Source organism: Labilibaculum sp. DW002 (genome assembly GCF_029029525.1).
Classification (GTDB): domain Bacteria; phylum Bacteroidota; class Bacteroidia; order Bacteroidales; family Marinifilaceae; genus Paralabilibaculum; species Paralabilibaculum antarcticum.
On the sequence record NZ_JAKJSC010000002.1, the window covers coordinates 101,164 to 117,503 of the forward strand.

The 16,340-nt window shown below is 34.3% G+C and carries 15 protein-coding genes; 7 read left to right on the top strand and 8 right to left on the bottom strand.

Translation table 11 applies throughout. The features are described 5' to 3' along the window. Positions 1 to 164: 164 nt before the first annotated feature. On the bottom strand, positions 165 to 1,574 hold the full coding sequence (rlmD, locus tag L3049_RS12105) for a 23S rRNA (uracil(1939)-C(5))-methyltransferase RlmD (protein WP_275110078.1): 1,410 nt from the start codon (positions 1,572 to 1,574) through the stop codon (positions 165 to 167). A 146-nt stretch (positions 1,575 to 1,720) separates the two neighbouring features. Between rlmD and L3049_RS12110 the strand changes: the two genes are divergently transcribed. Then, the gene (locus tag L3049_RS12110) at positions 1,721 to 2,833 is read left to right on the top strand and encodes a glycoside hydrolase family protein (RefSeq protein WP_275110079.1); all 1,113 of its coding nucleotides are present in this window, start codon (positions 1,721 to 1,723) and stop codon (positions 2,831 to 2,833) included. Between the two features lie 66 nt (positions 2,834 to 2,899). Here the strand turns inward: L3049_RS12110 and L3049_RS12115 are convergent, their stop codons facing one another. Then, the gene (locus L3049_RS12115) at positions 2,900 to 3,343 is read right to left on the bottom strand and encodes a hypothetical protein (RefSeq protein WP_275110080.1); all 444 of its coding nucleotides are present in this window, start codon (positions 3,341 to 3,343) and stop codon (positions 2,900 to 2,902) included. Positions 3,344 to 3,512: 169 nt separating this feature from the next. On the opposite strand from L3049_RS12115, the gene L3049_RS12120 reads away from it, so the two are divergent. The 4 genes from L3049_RS12120 (at position 3,513) to rlmB (ending at position 8,360) form a co-directional block, all read left to right on the top strand. Further along, positions 3,513 to 4,259 carry an AAA family ATPase gene (locus L3049_RS12120; RefSeq protein WP_275110081.1) on the top strand — a complete coding sequence of 249 codons (747 nt, stop codon included), beginning with the start codon at positions 3,513 to 3,515 and terminating at the stop codon, positions 4,257 to 4,259. An 85-nt stretch (positions 4,260 to 4,344) separates the two neighbouring features. After that, the gene (locus L3049_RS12125) at positions 4,345 to 6,285 is read left to right on the top strand and encodes an ABC-F family ATP-binding cassette domain-containing protein (RefSeq protein WP_275110082.1); all 1,941 of its coding nucleotides are present in this window, start codon (positions 4,345 to 4,347) and stop codon (positions 6,283 to 6,285) included. A gap of 80 nt (positions 6,286 to 6,365) precedes the next feature. Continuing rightward, entirely contained in the window at positions 6,366 to 7,607 is a 1,242-nt protein-coding gene (locus L3049_RS12130) for a DUF418 domain-containing protein (RefSeq protein WP_275110083.1), read from the top strand. 12 nt (positions 7,608 to 7,619) lie between these two features. Next, entirely contained in the window at positions 7,620 to 8,360 is a 741-nt protein-coding gene (gene rlmB, locus L3049_RS12135; RefSeq protein WP_275110084.1) for a 23S rRNA (guanosine(2251)-2'-O)-methyltransferase RlmB, read from the top strand. A 50-nt stretch (positions 8,361 to 8,410) separates the two neighbouring features. On the opposite strand, the gene L3049_RS12140 is transcribed toward rlmB, so the two are convergent. From L3049_RS12140 to L3049_RS12160, 5 genes are all read right to left on the bottom strand, one after another. Continuing rightward, on the bottom strand, positions 8,411 to 9,769 hold the full coding sequence (locus tag L3049_RS12140) for a 4Fe-4S dicluster domain-containing protein (protein ID WP_275110085.1): 1,359 nt from the start codon (positions 9,767 to 9,769) through the stop codon (positions 8,411 to 8,413). 322 nt (positions 9,770 to 10,091) lie between these two features. Beyond that, positions 10,092 to 11,177, bottom strand: coding sequence for a 3-oxoacyl-ACP synthase III family protein (locus tag L3049_RS12145; RefSeq protein ID WP_275110086.1), 1,086 nt, complete (start codon positions 11,175 to 11,177; stop codon positions 10,092 to 10,094). A gap of 253 nt (positions 11,178 to 11,430) precedes the next feature. Further along, positions 11,431 to 11,985, bottom strand: coding sequence for a chalcone isomerase family protein (locus L3049_RS12150; RefSeq protein WP_275110087.1), 555 nt, complete (start codon positions 11,983 to 11,985; stop codon positions 11,431 to 11,433). Positions 11,986 to 12,025: 40 nt separating this feature from the next. After that, the gene (locus L3049_RS12155) at positions 12,026 to 12,319 is read right to left on the bottom strand and encodes a PQ-loop repeat-containing protein (protein WP_275110088.1); all 294 of its coding nucleotides are present in this window, start codon (positions 12,317 to 12,319) and stop codon (positions 12,026 to 12,028) included. A 13-nt stretch (positions 12,320 to 12,332) separates the two neighbouring features. Beyond that, positions 12,333 to 13,571 carry a mechanosensitive ion channel family protein gene (locus L3049_RS12160; protein WP_275110089.1) on the bottom strand — a complete coding sequence of 413 codons (1,239 nt, stop codon included), beginning with the start codon at positions 13,569 to 13,571 and terminating at the stop codon, positions 12,333 to 12,335. A gap of 118 nt (positions 13,572 to 13,689) precedes the next feature. Here L3049_RS12160 and L3049_RS12165 point away from each other — a divergent pair, with 118 nt between their 5' ends. Beyond that, positions 13,690 to 14,973: a M64 family metallopeptidase gene (locus L3049_RS12165; protein WP_275110090.1), complete on the top strand. Its 1,284-nt coding sequence runs from the start codon at positions 13,690 to 13,692 to the stop codon at positions 14,971 to 14,973. Between the two features lie 71 nt (positions 14,974 to 15,044). Here L3049_RS12165 and L3049_RS12170 read toward each other — a convergent pair whose 3' ends face one another. Continuing rightward, positions 15,045 to 15,380: a DUF6249 domain-containing protein gene (locus L3049_RS12170; RefSeq protein ID WP_275110091.1), complete on the bottom strand. Its 336-nt coding sequence runs from the start codon at positions 15,378 to 15,380 to the stop codon at positions 15,045 to 15,047. 361 nt (positions 15,381 to 15,741) lie between these two features. Here L3049_RS12170 and L3049_RS12175 point away from each other — a divergent pair, with 361 nt between their 5' ends. After that, complete coding sequence (locus L3049_RS12175; RefSeq protein WP_275110092.1) at positions 15,742 to 16,317, top strand: RNA polymerase sigma factor; 576 nt, start codon at positions 15,742 to 15,744, stop codon at positions 16,315 to 16,317. Positions 16,318 to 16,340: the final 23 nt, after the last annotated feature.

Consider the following 16,340-nt stretch of genomic DNA (forward strand, 5'->3'; position numbering starts at 1 on the left):
AAGGTGGTGTATCTAATTGGAAATTAAATATGATTATAGGTATGTTTGTATTTTAGCAGATTGTACAATTCACTTACTATTCAATCCGAATTTAAGACTTATACTTAAACAAAAAACCCCAAGTCTTTTAGCTTGGGGTTTTATTATTTGTAAAATAAAGTATCTTATCGTTTTTCCATTAGGACTATGTTTTCCACATGATGTGTGTGTGGGAACATGTCAACAGCTTGTATTTTAGTTACTTTATAAGCATGGTCCATCATCTCAAGATCTCTTGCTTGTGTTGCTGAATTACAACTGACATAAACAATTCGATTTGGGGCAGCCTGTAGAATAGTTTCAACCACATCAGCATGCATACCTGCTCTTGGTGGGTCAACAATCATCATATCAGGATGACCATGTTCAGCAATGAATTCCGCATTTAATACATTCTTCATATCACCAGCAAAGAAAGCCGTATTATCAATCCCATTAATTTCTGAATTCAACTTAGCATCTTCAATTGCTTCTGGCACATATTCAATACCAATTACTTTTTTAGCCTGACGAGCCACGAAATTAGCAATGGTTCCTGTTCCTGTATATAAGTCGTAAACAACTTCGTCTTTCTGAATATTAGCAAATTCACGAGTTTTGCTATATAATTCGTAAGCTTGTTCCGAATTGGTTTGATAGAATGATTTTGGTCCAATTTTGAACTTTAAATCTTCCATTTGCTCGAAGATATGATCTTCACCTTTATAAAGAATAACATCCTGATCAGTAATGGTGTCATTAGCTTTCTCGTTGATGATATACAATAATGAGGTAATCTCCGGGAATTTCTCAGCTATATGAGCCATAAGACCTTCGCGTTTCTCCACATCTTCGTGATAGAAAACAACGATAGCCATTACATCACCTGTTGTTGAGGTTCTGATAATTAGTGTGCGAAGAAATCCTTCCTGAGCACGAATATCGAAGAAGCTCAAATCATTGGCAAAAGCATATTCCTTAATTGCTAAACGAATGGCATTTGAAGGTTCTGCTTGAAGATGACATTTATTGATATCAACAACCTTGTCGAATAATTTTGGCACATGGAAACCAACAGCTGGTGTTCTAATAATTTCGTCTCCTAATGCAATTTCTTCATTTGTAAGATATCTTTTATTCGAAAAAGTGAATTCAAGCTTGTTACGGTAGAATTCTGTTTTTGCCGAAGGTAAAATTGGATTTGCCTCAGGTAAATCTATTTTTCCAATTCGACTTAAATTATCAAGAACTTCTTGTTGTTTGAAGTTTAGTTGTTCCTCGTATGGTAAGTTTTGCCACTTGCATCCTCCGCAGATACCAAAATGCTCACAAAAAGCATCTACTCTTAAATCAGAATATTTATGAAATACAACAGGATGACCCTCCATATAACTTTTACGTTTTTTTGTCACCTGCACATCCACAACATCGCCAGGTATCACATTGGTTACAAATACAACCTTATCGTCTACCTTAGCAATGGCCTTTCCTTCGGCTGCTAACTTTACTATTTCAATGTTTTCCAGTAAGGGTTTTCTGTTTCTTTTACGTCCCACGAGTACAATTGTTTTTAAATATGGCCACAAAGATACAATTTCAAATGATATGGTATCAATTTGTTAATTAATGAATGTGTAATTACTTATTTGTTTATATTTACCGTGTATTCCAAAGCCACATTTCAATTTTTATTAAAAGTACTATGAACAAGTTACTTGCTGTTTTTGCACTATTTGTATTGGTTTCGTGTGGAACAAAATCAACAACAAAAGTTCCATGTTTTGCATGGTTAGGAGGTCCTGGTGAAGCTACGGATATCGAATTAAAAGCCAACTTTACGGATTTAAAGGAAAAAGGTATTGATGGATTGATGTACAATGGAGGACATGATCCTGCGGTATATCAACGAGTAGGAAAAATTGCAAAAGAAGCAGGCCTCGAGTTTCATACTTGGATTCCAACCATGGTTCAGGGAAAGGATAAGAATATTTCTCCTGATTTATATGCCGTAAATGGGAATGGAGAATCTGCCTATGATAAACCTGCTTATGTAGATCATTATACTTTTTTGTGTCCAAATAAAGAAGAGGTTTATCAATATCTATCTAATTTATATACTAGCATTGCTGCTTTACCCGAAGTAGACGGAGTGCATTTGGATTATATCCGTTACCCGGATGTAATTTTGGCAGAAGGTCTGTGGGAGAAGTATGATTTAATTATGGATAAAGAATATCCTGAATTTGATTATTGTTATTGCGACAAATGCAAAGCTGATTTTAAAGCTAAATCGGGAATTGAGATTGCTAATCAGTCTCAAGCACGAGAAATCAATGAATGGAAAAAATTCCGTCAAGATTTAATTACAAAAATGGTAAATCGATTGGTGGAAGATGTACATGCAAAAGGCAAAAAGATTACTGCAGCAGTTTTTCCGGGGCCACATTCACACGCTGTAAAAATGGTTCGTCAGGAATGGGATCAGTGGAATTTAGATGCATTTTTACCAATGAACTACAACGATTTTTACTTGGAAGGAACCGAATGGATTGGGAAAATGTGCAAAGAATCATCTGAAAGTTTAAATGGACAGAAACCGGTTTACAGTGGATTGTTTATTTGTCCAAAACCAGATTCGAAAGCAAAAGAAGCAGATCCTGAAAACCATGGTTTACTTCCAGAAGAAATGGCAGAAGCAATAAGAGAATCAATGGTGAATGGAGCAGCAGGAATCTGCTTGTTTACACCTGATAGAATGACGGATGCACATTGGCTTGAATTTGAAAAAGCAATTCATAAGGATTATTCTAAGTAATAGAAATAACCTAGAGGGAATATTAAAAATAAAAAAAGGGAATTCAGTTTTGAATTCCCTTTTGTTTTAAATGTTTTTTGGTGATTCAATTTCAGTTAAATTCATTAATATTTCTTTGATGTCTTTTGTTCTGGCATTTGTATTTAGCCAGATTACAGCAGAATCAACAGAGCTGAAAATTTTTATATCAGTATTTAAATGTTGAATCCCTTCCATGAACAAAATTGTTTGCACTACTTGATCTGGGGTGCTGGTTATAACAGCAATTTTATCTACAAGATTGTAGATTTTATCGTTTTGAAAAAAAGTAGTGTAAAGTTCACTATCAGCAACAGAAGCTTTCAGTCTTAATTTTGTTACATCAATTAAAACATCAACTGGACTGGTGTGGTCTAAATTGGAAAAAACTTCCTGAAATTCATTAATCAATTCTCGCTGTACAACTTCCCCTCTACATGCCTTTATTAAAAGCCTGTGTTCATCCCAAAATGAGTATTTTACAAATTTCATTACTTAACAATGTTTGTTAATATATTGTTTTATACATAGATAGTGGTTTTTTTTAATGGTTTGCAAATGTAATTCTTTTTCTAAAACTAACAAATGACATGATTACTTAGAGGATAAAATATTAGGTTTGCAGAATAATTAAACACAACAACTAACAAAAAATATAATCATGAATCATTTGTTTGTACCCAATTCGGGGCGAGTAAATTTAAAGGATATTGTTTTTGATGAGAAATTGTCATTAAAAGTAGATCAGTTTTTAAGAGAATATGAGCATGTTGAAATTTTGAGTCAATATGGCTTACCTGTTATGAACAAGCTATTGCTTCATGGAAAATCGGGTTGTGGAAAAACAATGACTGCAAGGGCATTAGCAAATCATCTTGGAAAAAAGTTGAAAACCATTAATTTGGGAAATATTGTTTCTTCTAAATTAGGCGAAACTTCAAGGAATATTGCCGCAGCCTTTAAAATGGTTGAAACACAAGAAGCTGTATTGTTTTTTGATGAATTCGATTCTCTAGGTAAGGAAAGGGACTACGATAATTCCGATAGTAGTGAAATGAAAAGGGTTGTGAATAGTATGATTCAATTGATTGACTCTTTACCCAAGAACTCAATTATTATTGCTGCAACCAATCAATTGGGTTTAATTGATGAGGCATTAATTCGACGTTTTGAATTGAAGCTTGAATTTCACAATCCAGATGCCAAATATCTCGATGAATTATACGATAAGTTGATTTCGAAATATCCAGAAGAATATCAGAAAGTGAATCGAATTTATGATATTTCATTTGCAGAGGCAGAAACAATTGTAATGCAGGAAGTAAAAGAAAATATTATAAAGTCAGAGCTCCTAAAAAAAGAGCAAAAAATGCAGCAAGATCAACTTCACATTATTTGTGAAAATTAGGATGTTTGTATTTACTGATTAATGATTACGAATAACTGCGAACTGTTGTTATCTTTGTCGCTTTAATAGAAAAATCTGAATTGGTATGATCTCATTAAACAATCTTACGGTTGAATTTGGCGGCTTTACTTTGTTTAAGCAAGTTAGTTTTATTGTGAATACTCGCGATAGAATCGGTTTGGTGGGAAAGAATGGTGCAGGAAAATCAACACTCTTAAAAATCTTTGCTGGAAAACAGGAGGCTACTAAGGGGACAGTTAGTATACCTAACGAGATTAAGATTGGATATTTGCCTCAGCAAATGAAGCATGAGGATGGAAGAACGGTAATTGAAGAAGCTTTAACTGCTTTTGAAGAAGTGATTCAATTGGAGAAGGAGATTGCTCAAATAAATAATGAGATTGCCGAGCGTACAGATTACGAATCAGAGGAATATATGAAATTGATAAATCGTTTAACGGAAAAGAACGATAGGTTTCATATGATGGGAGGAGAGAATATTCAAGCTGAAGCAGAGCGTACTTTGTTAGGTTTAGGATTTTTACGTAGCGATTTTAATCGTCAGACTGATGAGTTTTCAGGCGGATGGCGAATGCGTATAGAATTGGTAAAGATATTACTTCGTCGTCCTAATGTATTTCTACTGGATGAGCCGACTAACCACTTGGATATTGAATCGATTCAATGGCTGGAAGATTTCTTGAAAACTTATCCTGGAGCTGTTGTGCTGGTTTCTCATGATAGAGCATTTCTTGATAATATTACCAATCGTACGGTTGAAATCTCGGTTGGAAAAATATACGATTATAAAGTATCCTATACAGAGTATGTCCAATTACATGCCGAGCGACGTGAGCAGCAGATGAAAGCTTACGTGAATCAGCAAAAAATGATTAAGGATACCGAAGATTTTATAGAACGATTCCGTTATAAAGCTACTAAGTCGGTTCAGGTACAATCACGTGTAAAGCAATTAGAAAAGCTGGATCGAATTGAAGTAGATGAGGTTGACAATTCAAAGTTGAATTTGAAATTCCCACCAGCGCCTCGTTCAGGAGATTTGGTTTGTCAGGTGAAAGATTTGAGTAAATCTTATGGCGATAATCTAGTATTGAAAGACCTAGAGTTTGTTATTGAGCGTGGTGAAAAGTTAGCCTTTGTTGGTAAGAATGGCGAAGGTAAGTCGACCCTTGTAAAAGTGTTGATGGGCGAGTTGGATCATACGGGTATTTGTAAAATTGGACATAATGTGAAGATCGGTTACTTTGCACAGAATCAGGCGATGTTACTTGATGAGAATAAAACGGTTTTCGATACAATTGATGATGTTGCCGTGGGAGATGTACGAACTAAGATTCGTGATATTCTGGGAGCATTCATGTTTGGTGGCGAAGATATCGATAAGAAGGTGAAAGTTTTATCAGGAGGAGAGCGTTCGCGATTGGCTATGATTCGTCTTTTGCTGGAACCTGTAAACTTGCTTGTTCTTGATGAGCCTACCAACCATCTTGATATGAAATCGAAGGATGTGTTAAAAGAAGCACTTTTGAAATTTGAAGGAACGGTAATTGTTGTTTCGCACGATAGAGAGTTTCTGGATGGTTTATCTTCTAAGGTATATGAGTTTACGAATAAGAAGATAAAAGAACATTTGGGTGGTATTTATTCATTTCTTCAGAATAAGAAAATGGATTCTTTGAAGGAGCTGGAAGTAAAGAAAAATATCGTACAAACGCAGGTGGAAATAGCTCCTTCGGATAATAAAATGAATTATTTGGAGCGCAAAGAAATGAGTAAAAAGATTTCCAAAATGGAAAGGGCGGTCTCTACTGCAGAAGACAATATTGCGCGTTTCGAAGAGCAAATTGTCGAGATGGAAGACATGCTAGCCAATCCAGAAAAAATGCAAGATCAAAGTTTGTTCTCAAAATATGAACAAGCAAAGAAAGATCTTGAAAATGAAATGACAGCGTGGGAGAATTACAATGAAGAACTTGAAAATTTAATTGCTGAAAAAGGAGAATAAGAGTGGGGCTATACTCAAAAAAAATGTGAATAATATTCTTAGTGATTTTTGCGTGATTTTTCTTTATCTTAAAAGAAAAAATGCCCAAACTATCTGCTCACCCAACCCATCTTAACGAACGCATTAAATCCCTCGATATCCTTCGCGGATTTGCCCTTTTAGGGATTTTACTAATTAATATTCTTCTGTTCGCATTGCCGAATGCCGCATTTTCAAACCCTTCGGTTATGGGGGACTTATCCTCTTCAGATCACTTTTCGTATTATTTGGTTCATGTTTTTGGAGAACTTAAATTCATGACAATGTTTTCGATCCTTTTTGGAGCAGGAATACTTCTGTTCATAACAAGGTTAGAGAATAAGGAAATTGATGGTTCTAAAATTCACATTAGAAGAATGCTTTGGCTTCTTTTATTTGGTATGATACATGCCTATTTTATCTGGTTTGGAGACATTTTAGTAGCCTATTCCTTAATTGGTTTAATTGCAGTTTTATTACGAAAAATGAAGGATCAATGGAAGATTGTATTGTGTGTAATTTTGTACCTCATTCCAATGGGATTTTTCTATATGATTGGTAGCCTTTTTGAAAGTATGCCTAAAGAAATGGCAGCAGATGCAATGAAAGATTTTAGTCCATCACAAGACCTATTAAAGGCAGAAATTGATTTGTACCAAGTTGGTTCGTGGTTCGATATTTTTGTGAAACGTGCTAAATTGAATATGAATTATCAAGTTGGATCATTTTTTATGCTCTCTATGTGGAGAACTACTGGGATGATGCTTTTGGGTATGGTTCTATTGAATAAAGGCATATTGTCTGCTGAAAAATCAAAATTGTTTTATTTGATTTTGGCTGTTGTTGGATTAACTGTTGGAACTCTTTTCAGTAATGAGGGAATTCATCAGATGATTGAAGCAAAGTGGGAGGTAATCCATTTTTTTAAGTTTGGTTATCAATTTAATTATTTCGGCAGCTTATTCACTTCTTTAGGCTACATTGGCTTGATCATCTTGATTTATCAAATGAAAATTTTACAATTTTTGACAAAAGCTCTCGAAGCAGTTGGTCGAATGGCTTTTACGAACTACCTTTGCCAATCCATAATTTGTTCCATCATTTTTTATAGTTATGGCTTTGGAATGTTTGCACGCTTCTCTAGAATTGAACTGCTTGCATTGGTCGCACTGATCTGGATATTCCAAATGATTTCATCTTATTACTGGTTGAAATATTATAGAATGGGACCATTTGAATGGTTGTGGCGTTATCTAACTTATAAAGAAAAACCACAATTATCACTAAATGTAAAACACCAATAAGCAAATTGATAAATGGCTAAACAAAGACAGGAAATGTTGTTCGGAATTAGAGCAACGATGGAAGCGATTAAAAGCGAAAAAGAAATAGAAAAAGTATTACTACAAACTGGTTTATCTGGTAACTTATTTCAAGAATTATTCGATTTAATTCGCGAAAAAGGTGTAGAATATCAATTTGTGCCTTCTGAAAAGATAAAATCTTTAGATCAGCATAATAATCAGGGTGTTATTGCTTTAATTGTGCCAATTCCTTACCAGGAAATAGAGGACGTGATTCCGCAGATTTTAGCGGAAGGGAAAACACCTTTAATTTTGATTTTAGATCAGATTACTGATGTGAGAAACTTTGGAGCTATCGCTCGTTCAGCAGAATGTGCTGGGGTACAGGCGATCATTATTCCATTCAAAAACTCGGCTAAGATTACACCAGATTCAATTAAAACATCAGCTGGAGCTTTGTATAACATTCCAGTTTGTAGAGTTCAAAATTTGAAAACAACAGCGCGTAATTTAAAGAAAGAAGGAATTCGTATTGTAGCTGCAACTGAGAAAGCAGAAAAAGTATATACAGAAGGAGATTTTTCATTGGCTACTGCAATTATTATGGGGTCAGAGGATACTGGTATCGAAGATGCATTGTTGCGCTTAGCGGATGAGCAAGTTAAAATTCCAATTACAGGTTCTATTGAATCTTTAAATGTATCGGTTGCTGCATCACTAATGGTGTATGAAGCGGTTCGTCAAAGAGGATAAATAGTAAACAAGACGATATATCGAACGCAAGAATTTAATTCTTGCGTTTTTTATTTTTCTTTAACCCAGCTTGGCATATCAGCCGATTTGGGTTTTCTGCCATAAAAGAAATCATCTAAAGGAACAGCAATTCGTCTAAACAGAGGCGAATGTTTTATGCCCCAACGAATAGAGTTGTGCAGAAGGTTATCTGGGTGGGAATATGGGCAAGTAGCCATGCAACGACCACAATCTGTGCCTGCTTTAGCCCAGTAGGTAAAGCATGCCTCAGAATTAATTTGCCAGCGTTTAATACCATTTACTTGTTTTGGGGTATCAAAAGATATTGCTTTGCTTGGACAAACATCGGCACATTTCTTACAGCGGTTGCAGAAATCTAACATACTGTGGTTCTGTTGATATTTGTGAACTGGAATTTCAAAATTAGTTGTAACAACCCCTAAGCGAACTCGAGGACCCTCTTTTGGAGTCATTAATAAGCCCATACGGCCAATTTCTCCTAATCCAGCATCTCTTGCTACCAAAGGACAAACAACTTCGTAATTTCCATCAATATGAGCTTTGGCCGAATAGCCTAAGCTTCTTAAAAATTGACCAATTTGTATCGCAATTCGACCTGCTTCTAAATATTGTTGTCCTGATTCCATGACAATTGAGGCTTGCGGTGCTGCAGTCACCATTTCTTGCGTCATTTCTACAGTAAATGCAATTGCATATTGATGATGCTCTTTTATTTCTTGCCCATAACTTTCTCCTCGGCCTTTATGGGAATAATAGTGGTAGTTTTCTATTTTAGTAAAACCAATGTTCAAAGCTCCTAATTTCTTACTCCATCCAATTAAAAATTCTAACATTCTTTCAGGAGATATCTCTTCTTTCTTTTGGTTTACAGGGCCATCAATGGCATCTTTAAATTGATCTACAGTGTAAAAACTTGCGTTAGATGCTGCATAGGCCAATTTATTGTAAAAGATTGATTTGTTAGATAATAGACCTGCTTCTTTTCGAAATTCATTGTCAGTTGCCTTACGATTTGGATTCTTTGAGTAATAATCTTCGTACCTCTGACTCCCTGGTTTTAATTCATTTCTCGAGAACATGATGTCCCGCTCATCAATTTGTGTTTTAGGAAAGCGATCAGTTCTATTTTTCGAAGTAGGTAGTGGAATACTAAATGCTACTGCTGTTAATATCAGATCAATTAATAGTATGATTGCTACAATTTCCCATGAATATTGCCAAGATAAAAAATAAGGAATTGGCAAAATTATTGCAATAAGGAGAGCTCTAAAACTTGCTCTTTTCTCATTCTCGAACCAGAATATAATAGCACTATATAACAGCCCAATAAAGAATATAATAGCACAAGTCAAACAAAAATATAATGCCAAAGTAGATATCAAATCCATAGGAGTAAAAATTTAGAGGATTGAAAGATAAAAGTATTTTCGCAGCTTGCTTTTGTTTCCTTCTAATTTGGACTCTTTCTTTGGTTGAGTTTGGTTTAAAAAAGAATTACCCGAATCAAATGAATTTGATCCGGGTAATTATCTATAGTAATATTAGGGTTAGAATGCTTTTTTATTCTGATTACTGAAAGTTGCTTACATCACTTGTGTTTGCTACGCTTTTCAGATTCAGCACCGCTAATTTGCATAAATTAATTCTTCTATGCAAACGTTTCCTTAATCTTTTTACTAATACTTCAATATTTATGGGTATAATCCCAACTTATACCTTATAAACAAAGGCATTAATGCTCATACCAGCACCTACTGATGCGAATATAAGGTTATCTCCTGTTTCAAATTCATGACCTTCCAATTCTCCTTTCGCAATCATATCGTAAAGAATAGGTACGGTTGCTACCGAGTTATTTCCCATTTTTTTGATAATCATTGGCATAATATCTTCCGGAACTTTTCTTTCACCGTACAAGCGAAATAAGCGTTTGGCAATGGCCTCGTCCATTTTTTCGTTGGCTTGATGGATTAGAACTTTTTTGATATCATTTAATCCTAAGCCAGCTTTTTCTATACTCTCCTTTACCAATTGCGGCACATTTGAAATAACATATTCGTAGATTTTATGCCCGTGCATTTTTATGAATAGATTGTTGCTGTTTCCTTCAAAATCAATATTGTCCGAAACATCCGCACGTAAAAAGAATGCTTCGTTTTTAGTGTCGGTTCTCATGGCATGAGACAATATTCCAGATTCTTCTTCTGCTTCACATGCTTCTAATATCGTTGCACCTGCTCCATCTGCATAAATCATAGAATCTCTATCGTGAGGATCGCAAACCCTTGAAAGGGTTTCAGCACCAATAACCATTACACGTTTAGCATCGCCCGATTTTATGAAGTAGTTAGCTTGAATCATGGCTTGAATCCAACCAGGACATCCGAAAAGAATATCGTAGGCTACGGTTTGCGGGTTTTCGATTTGAAGCAGATTCTTCACTTTTGCAGCTAAACAAGGCAATTGATTTGTTAAAGTGGAATCAGGTTTTACATCGCCGAAATTATGAGCAACAAGAATATAATCAAGACTTTCTTTATCGATTCCGGATGATTCTAACGCTCTGCTTGCAGCGATATAAGCCAAATCAGAATTTTGCTGATCAGTAGCGGCATATTTTCTTTCTGTAATTCCAGTTATATCCTTAAATTTCTCAATAATTTCCTCATTGGGAGTTTCAATTTTTTTGCCATTAGGCTCGAAAAAATCATGATTCAAAAAGTGTTCATTTTTAACTTGGACAGTTGGGATATAACTACCCGACCCAACAATTTTCGAAAATCTTTTGGTACTCATTGTTATTGTTTTTGTTTCAAATAATAAATATGCCCTTTGTTTATGGAGCACAAAATTTTCTTAGAGACTAGTTCTTTATGTGTCCGAAAGATTAATGTTTAAAAGCCAAATCGTACGAAGATTTGGCGTTAGGTGTGGGGCTAAGGTAAAAAATAAATTTAAAATGGATGATTTTTTAACAAGAAATTAAGATCTGAAACAGTTAGTGTTAGTTGAAAGTTGTTTATAATAAATGACTTGAGTGTTTGGGAGCTTATTTTAATAGTTTTTCTTTTAAGCTCTTATCAACAGGTTTTTTGCACAGCCAAATACCAAATAGTGCTTGTTTAAATGATAATCCATTAATGGAATCTTTTAATTCACCATTTTTATAAACCATGGTACCGCTTTCGGTTGTGTACATAAATTCAAAAACATCCTCTTTTTCAATGCCTCCACTAAAAACAGAGATAAACTCGTCAATTTCTGATTGAATATGTGCCATTTCACCATTGGTTGAGTTTTTAAATCCATCTCTAGTTGCCTTTTCCATTTTTTCAGACGTAATTAGACCAGAAATTATTTGAAGACGAATTCCCATGCTTTCATCTTTTGAAATGATCTGCTCAGCATCATTTATATCTGTAGAAAGATACAATCCCATTGCATACATATCCATCCATAATTTAACTCTTGTACCTGCACCTTGCAATTGCATCCGATTTTCTTTTACGAGCATTTCGTTTGGAAGCTCAACGCCTCCTACTTTAGTTTGAGAAAAAGCAGATAAACTTGAGATTAAAAATAGTAGGATAAGAAAATTTTTCATTGTGTTTTTTTTGTGGTGTGTGGTGAAAATAATTTAAGTTTTAGGCATAAAAGAGTTTGGCATAACACAGGTAAAAAGTGGCTATAATATTAACTAAATAATTGAGCCAAAGTGGGTATTGTCTTTTGCCAGATTTTAAATCTCCATTTACAATATAGATAAAAGTAAAGAACACTCCAAAAGACCACATTAATAGAAATGACCAGTTAAAGCTCGAAACATCATGTGTTTTGTACGTTTGCACCACTTGTGGGATCACTCCAATACTTAAAATTATATTTCCGAACCATCCTAATGATTCAAAAAAATCCAGTTTTTTAATCGCAGTTTTCATATTTGTTGATGTCTTAGTTTACGAGTTTATTAAAATCATCGCCAGTTGGGTTCTGGAATACACGAAGATTAAATTCAGGAACAATTGCTAAAATATGATCGAAAATATCAGCCTGTATGGCTTCGTAGTTGGCCCAGGCTTGATCATTTGAAAAAACATAGATTTCTAATGGTAGACCTTTTTCTGTAGGCTGCAATTGACGAACAAGAAAGGTCATCCCATCATGAATCTTTGGATTTTGGTGCAGATAAGCTTCAACATATTTTCGGAACGTACCAATATTGGTTAATCTTCTTTGATTAATAGGAATTTCGCCTTCGGAATTGTCGGTTCTAATTTCCTTCTTTTTTTCAATCAGATAGTCCTTTAATAAGTGAATTTTTTCAAATTTTACGATTTCTTCGTCACTTAGAAAATGAATGGATTTGACATCTATGTTTAAATGGCGTTTTATTCTTCTTCCTCCAGATTCTTCCATTCCTTTCCAGTTGCTGAAAGATTCAGATACAAGTGAATAGGTAGGAATCGTGCTAATGGTTTTATCCCAATTCTGAACTTTAACAGTGTTCAAACTAATATCTATTACAGTTCCATCTGTACCCTTGGAAGGCATGGAAATCCAATCTCCAATATTTACCATTTTGTCAGCTGAAAGCTGAATAGAAGCAACAAAGCCAAGTATAGTGTCCTTGAAAATTAATAAAATAACGGCAGCAAAAGCTCCCATTCCAGCAATTATTGTTAATGGATCCTTATCTATAAATAGAGCTAAAATGGAAATAATTCCCATTGCATAGAAAAAGATTTTTACAATTTGCAAAAAGCCTTTTATAGGTCTTGTTTTGCTAACAGGTCTTGTATTGTAAATGTCGTTACCTGCATTTAGAAAAGTATCAATTAGCATAATTGCCAATATCACCATATAAACATAGGCTCCATTCTGGAGAAAATTACTTAAGCCGATATGATCAATTAGACCAGCACTATAGTAAATTATTGAGGCTGGAGCAAAGTGAGCAATTTTATCGAATACTTTTCTTTCGAGAAGGATATCATCCCAATGTGTTTTGGTTTTGCGAACAAGCTTTGTAATGATTGATATGAGAACTTTTTTTGCAATTAAATCAGCGGCCCAAGCTACTATAAGAACGATAATAACGGCAATTATGGACTGTAAAATGATCGCCCAATATTCGGTTATGCCTCCATTTACTAACCAATTCTTTAATTGAACGCCTAAAAGCTCTTTCATGAGATATTAATTTATATGTTTTAAATAAAAAATCTAAGATATCTATTCCTATCTGCAATTGAAAAGTGAAAGTCATAATATTTTGTACTTTTAGCTTATAAACAACAAAACAACAACTATGAATAAGAAAGGATGTTTAATTGTGATGCTAATTTCGATTACGAGTTTCGCATTTGGGCAAGTTAATTTTGAAGATTACTTTGAGAATAAAACTTTGCGAGTTGATTACCTAATGGGTGGAAGTGCAAAAGATCAAACGGTATTTATCAAAGAATTAAAAGAAGAACCGTTTTGGGGAGGTAGTAAAACGAACCTGATTGATCAATTTGGCTTTGGAACATTTAAATTCAAATTAATTGATGCAGAAACTAAAGTTTTGCTGTATTCTAAAGGTTTTAACTCATTGTTTCAGGAATGGCAAACAACAGCAGAAGCCAAGGAGTTAAAAAGGGCTTTTTATCAAGTAAATGTGATGCCTTTTCCTAAGAGACCTGTTTTATTCGTTTTAGAATCGAGAAAATGGAATGGGGAAATGGAACAAATATTCGAGTATGAAATTGATCCATCTAATTATTTTATTGGTAAAGAAAAGCCAAATACTATCGTATCAAATCGTGTAATGGGAGAAGGAGATCCTGCGACAAGTGTCGATGTTGCATTTATTGCAGAAGGATATACTCAGGAGGAAATGGGTAAATTTAGAGCTGATGTGAAACGAATTGCAGGCTACTTGTTTGATGTGCCTCCATTTAAACATTATCAGAATAATTTTAATATTTACGCTCTGGAAGCGATTTCGGAAGAGTCGGGCACAGATGTTCCTGGTGAGAATATTTACAAGAATACTGCGGTTAATACTACCTTTTACACTTTTGATATTGATCGGTACTTAACAACATTTGATATTAAAACGATGCATGATATTGCAGCTAATGTGCCTTACGATCATATTTTTGTTTTAATTAATACAGAAAAATATGGTGGGGCAGGAATCTATAATTACTACACCTCATGTTCCTCTGATCATAAATTGTCAAGAGAAGTAGCAAGTCATGAATTTGGACATGGTTTTGTTGGTTTGGCTGACGAATATTATACTTCTGAAGTGGCTTACGAAGATTTCTACAATTTGGAAATTGAGCCTTGGGAACCGAATTTAACAACCTTAGTTGATTTTGATAAAAAGTGGAAGCGAATGTTGAATGATTCAATTCCAATTCCAACACCTAGAACTGAAGAATACAATGATAAAGTTGGTCTATTCGAAGGCGGTGGCTATATGAGTAAAGGGATATATTCTCCTGTACGAGATTGTAAAATGAAATCGAATAACAAAGATGAATTTTGTCCGGTTTGTGAAGAGGCCGCAGAAAAGATGATTTTATTTCAGATTGGAAAATAAATTAAGCTTTTGTTAAGGAATATAAAAAATGCGCTTCAATTTGAAGCGCATTTTTTTTAAGAGGAACATGATTATTTGTCGTCTTCTTGTTTTTTTGCCATTCCGTAGAATATTAAAAGAGCAACTCCTCCAAATAAAAAGATCATTGAAAAGTAAGACACTTCCTCGTTTAGACCGGTGTAGGCGTCTAAAATATTTCCAATAAGAATTCCAATAGCCAGTCCAATAAGAAGAACTCCATATTTCAAACTCTCTAGAGTGCTGCACTTTTTATCTCCTACTAAAGTGCTAAGATCCATACCTTTTTCGATTAAGGCTTTTCTTTCTTTATGGCGATGTACTAAAAATACGATTAATGGTATAATGCCAAATACTGAAATGATTGCTACTACTCCTGTTATATCCATCTTATGGGTTTTTTGATTAAAATGATTTTTTTTTTCGAAACTAAATCGTCTTACTGATTTTTGCATTCAACTTTAGGACGCGGCCTGTTTCAATCAGGTTACACATTTTTTAAGAAAATTTTAACGCTTTAATTTATCTTGGTTGAAATGAATGCCTTAACTTGCCATTAATGAACTTTAAATTAAAATTTATTGAAAAATAGATTTAAGCTGTAACCGATTGATGTGCGAGTGCGTCTAAGTATTAGACAACTTATTTAAGGAGTGAAAAAAAGTTATACAGAACGCAACATTATCATTCTAATGACTGTCTTTTTAAATGAGGATGAAATATTTACAAGAATAGAAGCATGTATTATCTATGAAATTTCGAAATGATACTTATTATTTAGCCAAGATCAAGGAAGGAGATCCAGGTGCGTATGCATTTCTTGTAAACAAGCATAAGAAGATGGCCTTTAATATTGCATTGCAATTGATGGGAAATCGAGAAGATGCAGAGGAGGTTGCTCAGGATGCTTTTCTAAAAGCTTATCAGGCCTTAGATAAGTACAAAGGAGATTCGAAATTTTCAACATGGATTTATCGAATCATATACAATACAGCAATTTCTCGTCTTCGGAAAAAAAAACTTGATGTAAGTTCTATTGATGAAGATTTTTCAGTTTCTGTTAATGTAAAATCCACTCAGTCTGCCTTGAAAGATTTGCAGGCAGTGGAACGAAAAAAGTATCTTAGAGAAGCATTAAAAAGAATAAATGGTGATGATTGTAGTTTAATTACACTGTTTTATTTAGAAGAAAATTCGGTTGAAGAGATTTGTTCTATTACAGGATTAAATGCTTCAAATGTAAAAGTAAAATTGCATCGGGCACGAAAAAAGCTTTATGCTGAGTTAGAAAAAGTATTGCAGGGAGAATTAAAAACGATATTATAGATTTCGTAAGAAAAACACACAAG

Coding starts and splice junctions, on each gene's coding strand:
- L3049_RS12155 (WP_275110088.1), bottom strand. CDS start 12,319: ATGAAAACTGCGATTAAAAAACTGGATTTTTTTGAATCATTAGGATGG.
- L3049_RS12110 (WP_275110079.1), top strand. CDS start 1,721: ATGAACAAGTTACTTGCTGTTTTTGCACTATTTGTATTGGTTTCGTGT.
- L3049_RS12120 (WP_275110081.1), top strand. CDS start 3,513: ATGAATCATTTGTTTGTACCCAATTCGGGGCGAGTAAATTTAAAGGAT.
- L3049_RS12165 (WP_275110090.1), top strand. CDS start 13,690: ATGAATAAGAAAGGATGTTTAATTGTGATGCTAATTTCGATTACGAGT.
- L3049_RS12160 (WP_275110089.1), bottom strand. CDS start 13,571: ATGAAAGAGCTTTTAGGCGTTCAATTAAAGAATTGGTTAGTAAATGGA.
- L3049_RS12140 (WP_275110085.1), bottom strand. CDS start 9,769: ATGGATTTGATATCTACTTTGGCATTATATTTTTGTTTGACTTGTGCT.
- L3049_RS12125 (WP_275110082.1), top strand. CDS start 4,345: ATGATCTCATTAAACAATCTTACGGTTGAATTTGGCGGCTTTACTTTG.
- L3049_RS12170 (WP_275110091.1), bottom strand. CDS start 15,380: ATGGATATAACAGGAGTAGTAGCAATCATTTCAGTATTTGGCATTATA.
- L3049_RS12130 (WP_275110083.1), top strand. CDS start 6,366: ATGCCCAAACTATCTGCTCACCCAACCCATCTTAACGAACGCATTAAA.
- rlmB (WP_275110084.1), top strand. CDS start 7,620: ATGGCTAAACAAAGACAGGAAATGTTGTTCGGAATTAGAGCAACGATG.
- L3049_RS12145 (WP_275110086.1), bottom strand. CDS start 11,177: ATGAGTACCAAAAGATTTTCGAAAATTGTTGGGTCGGGTAGTTATATC.
- L3049_RS12175 (WP_275110092.1), top strand. CDS start 15,742: ATGAAATTTCGAAATGATACTTATTATTTAGCCAAGATCAAGGAAGGA.
- L3049_RS12150 (WP_275110087.1), bottom strand. CDS start 11,985: ATGAAAAATTTTCTTATCCTACTATTTTTAATCTCAAGTTTATCTGCT.
- L3049_RS12115 (WP_275110080.1), bottom strand. CDS start 3,343: ATGAAATTTGTAAAATACTCATTTTGGGATGAACACAGGCTTTTAATA.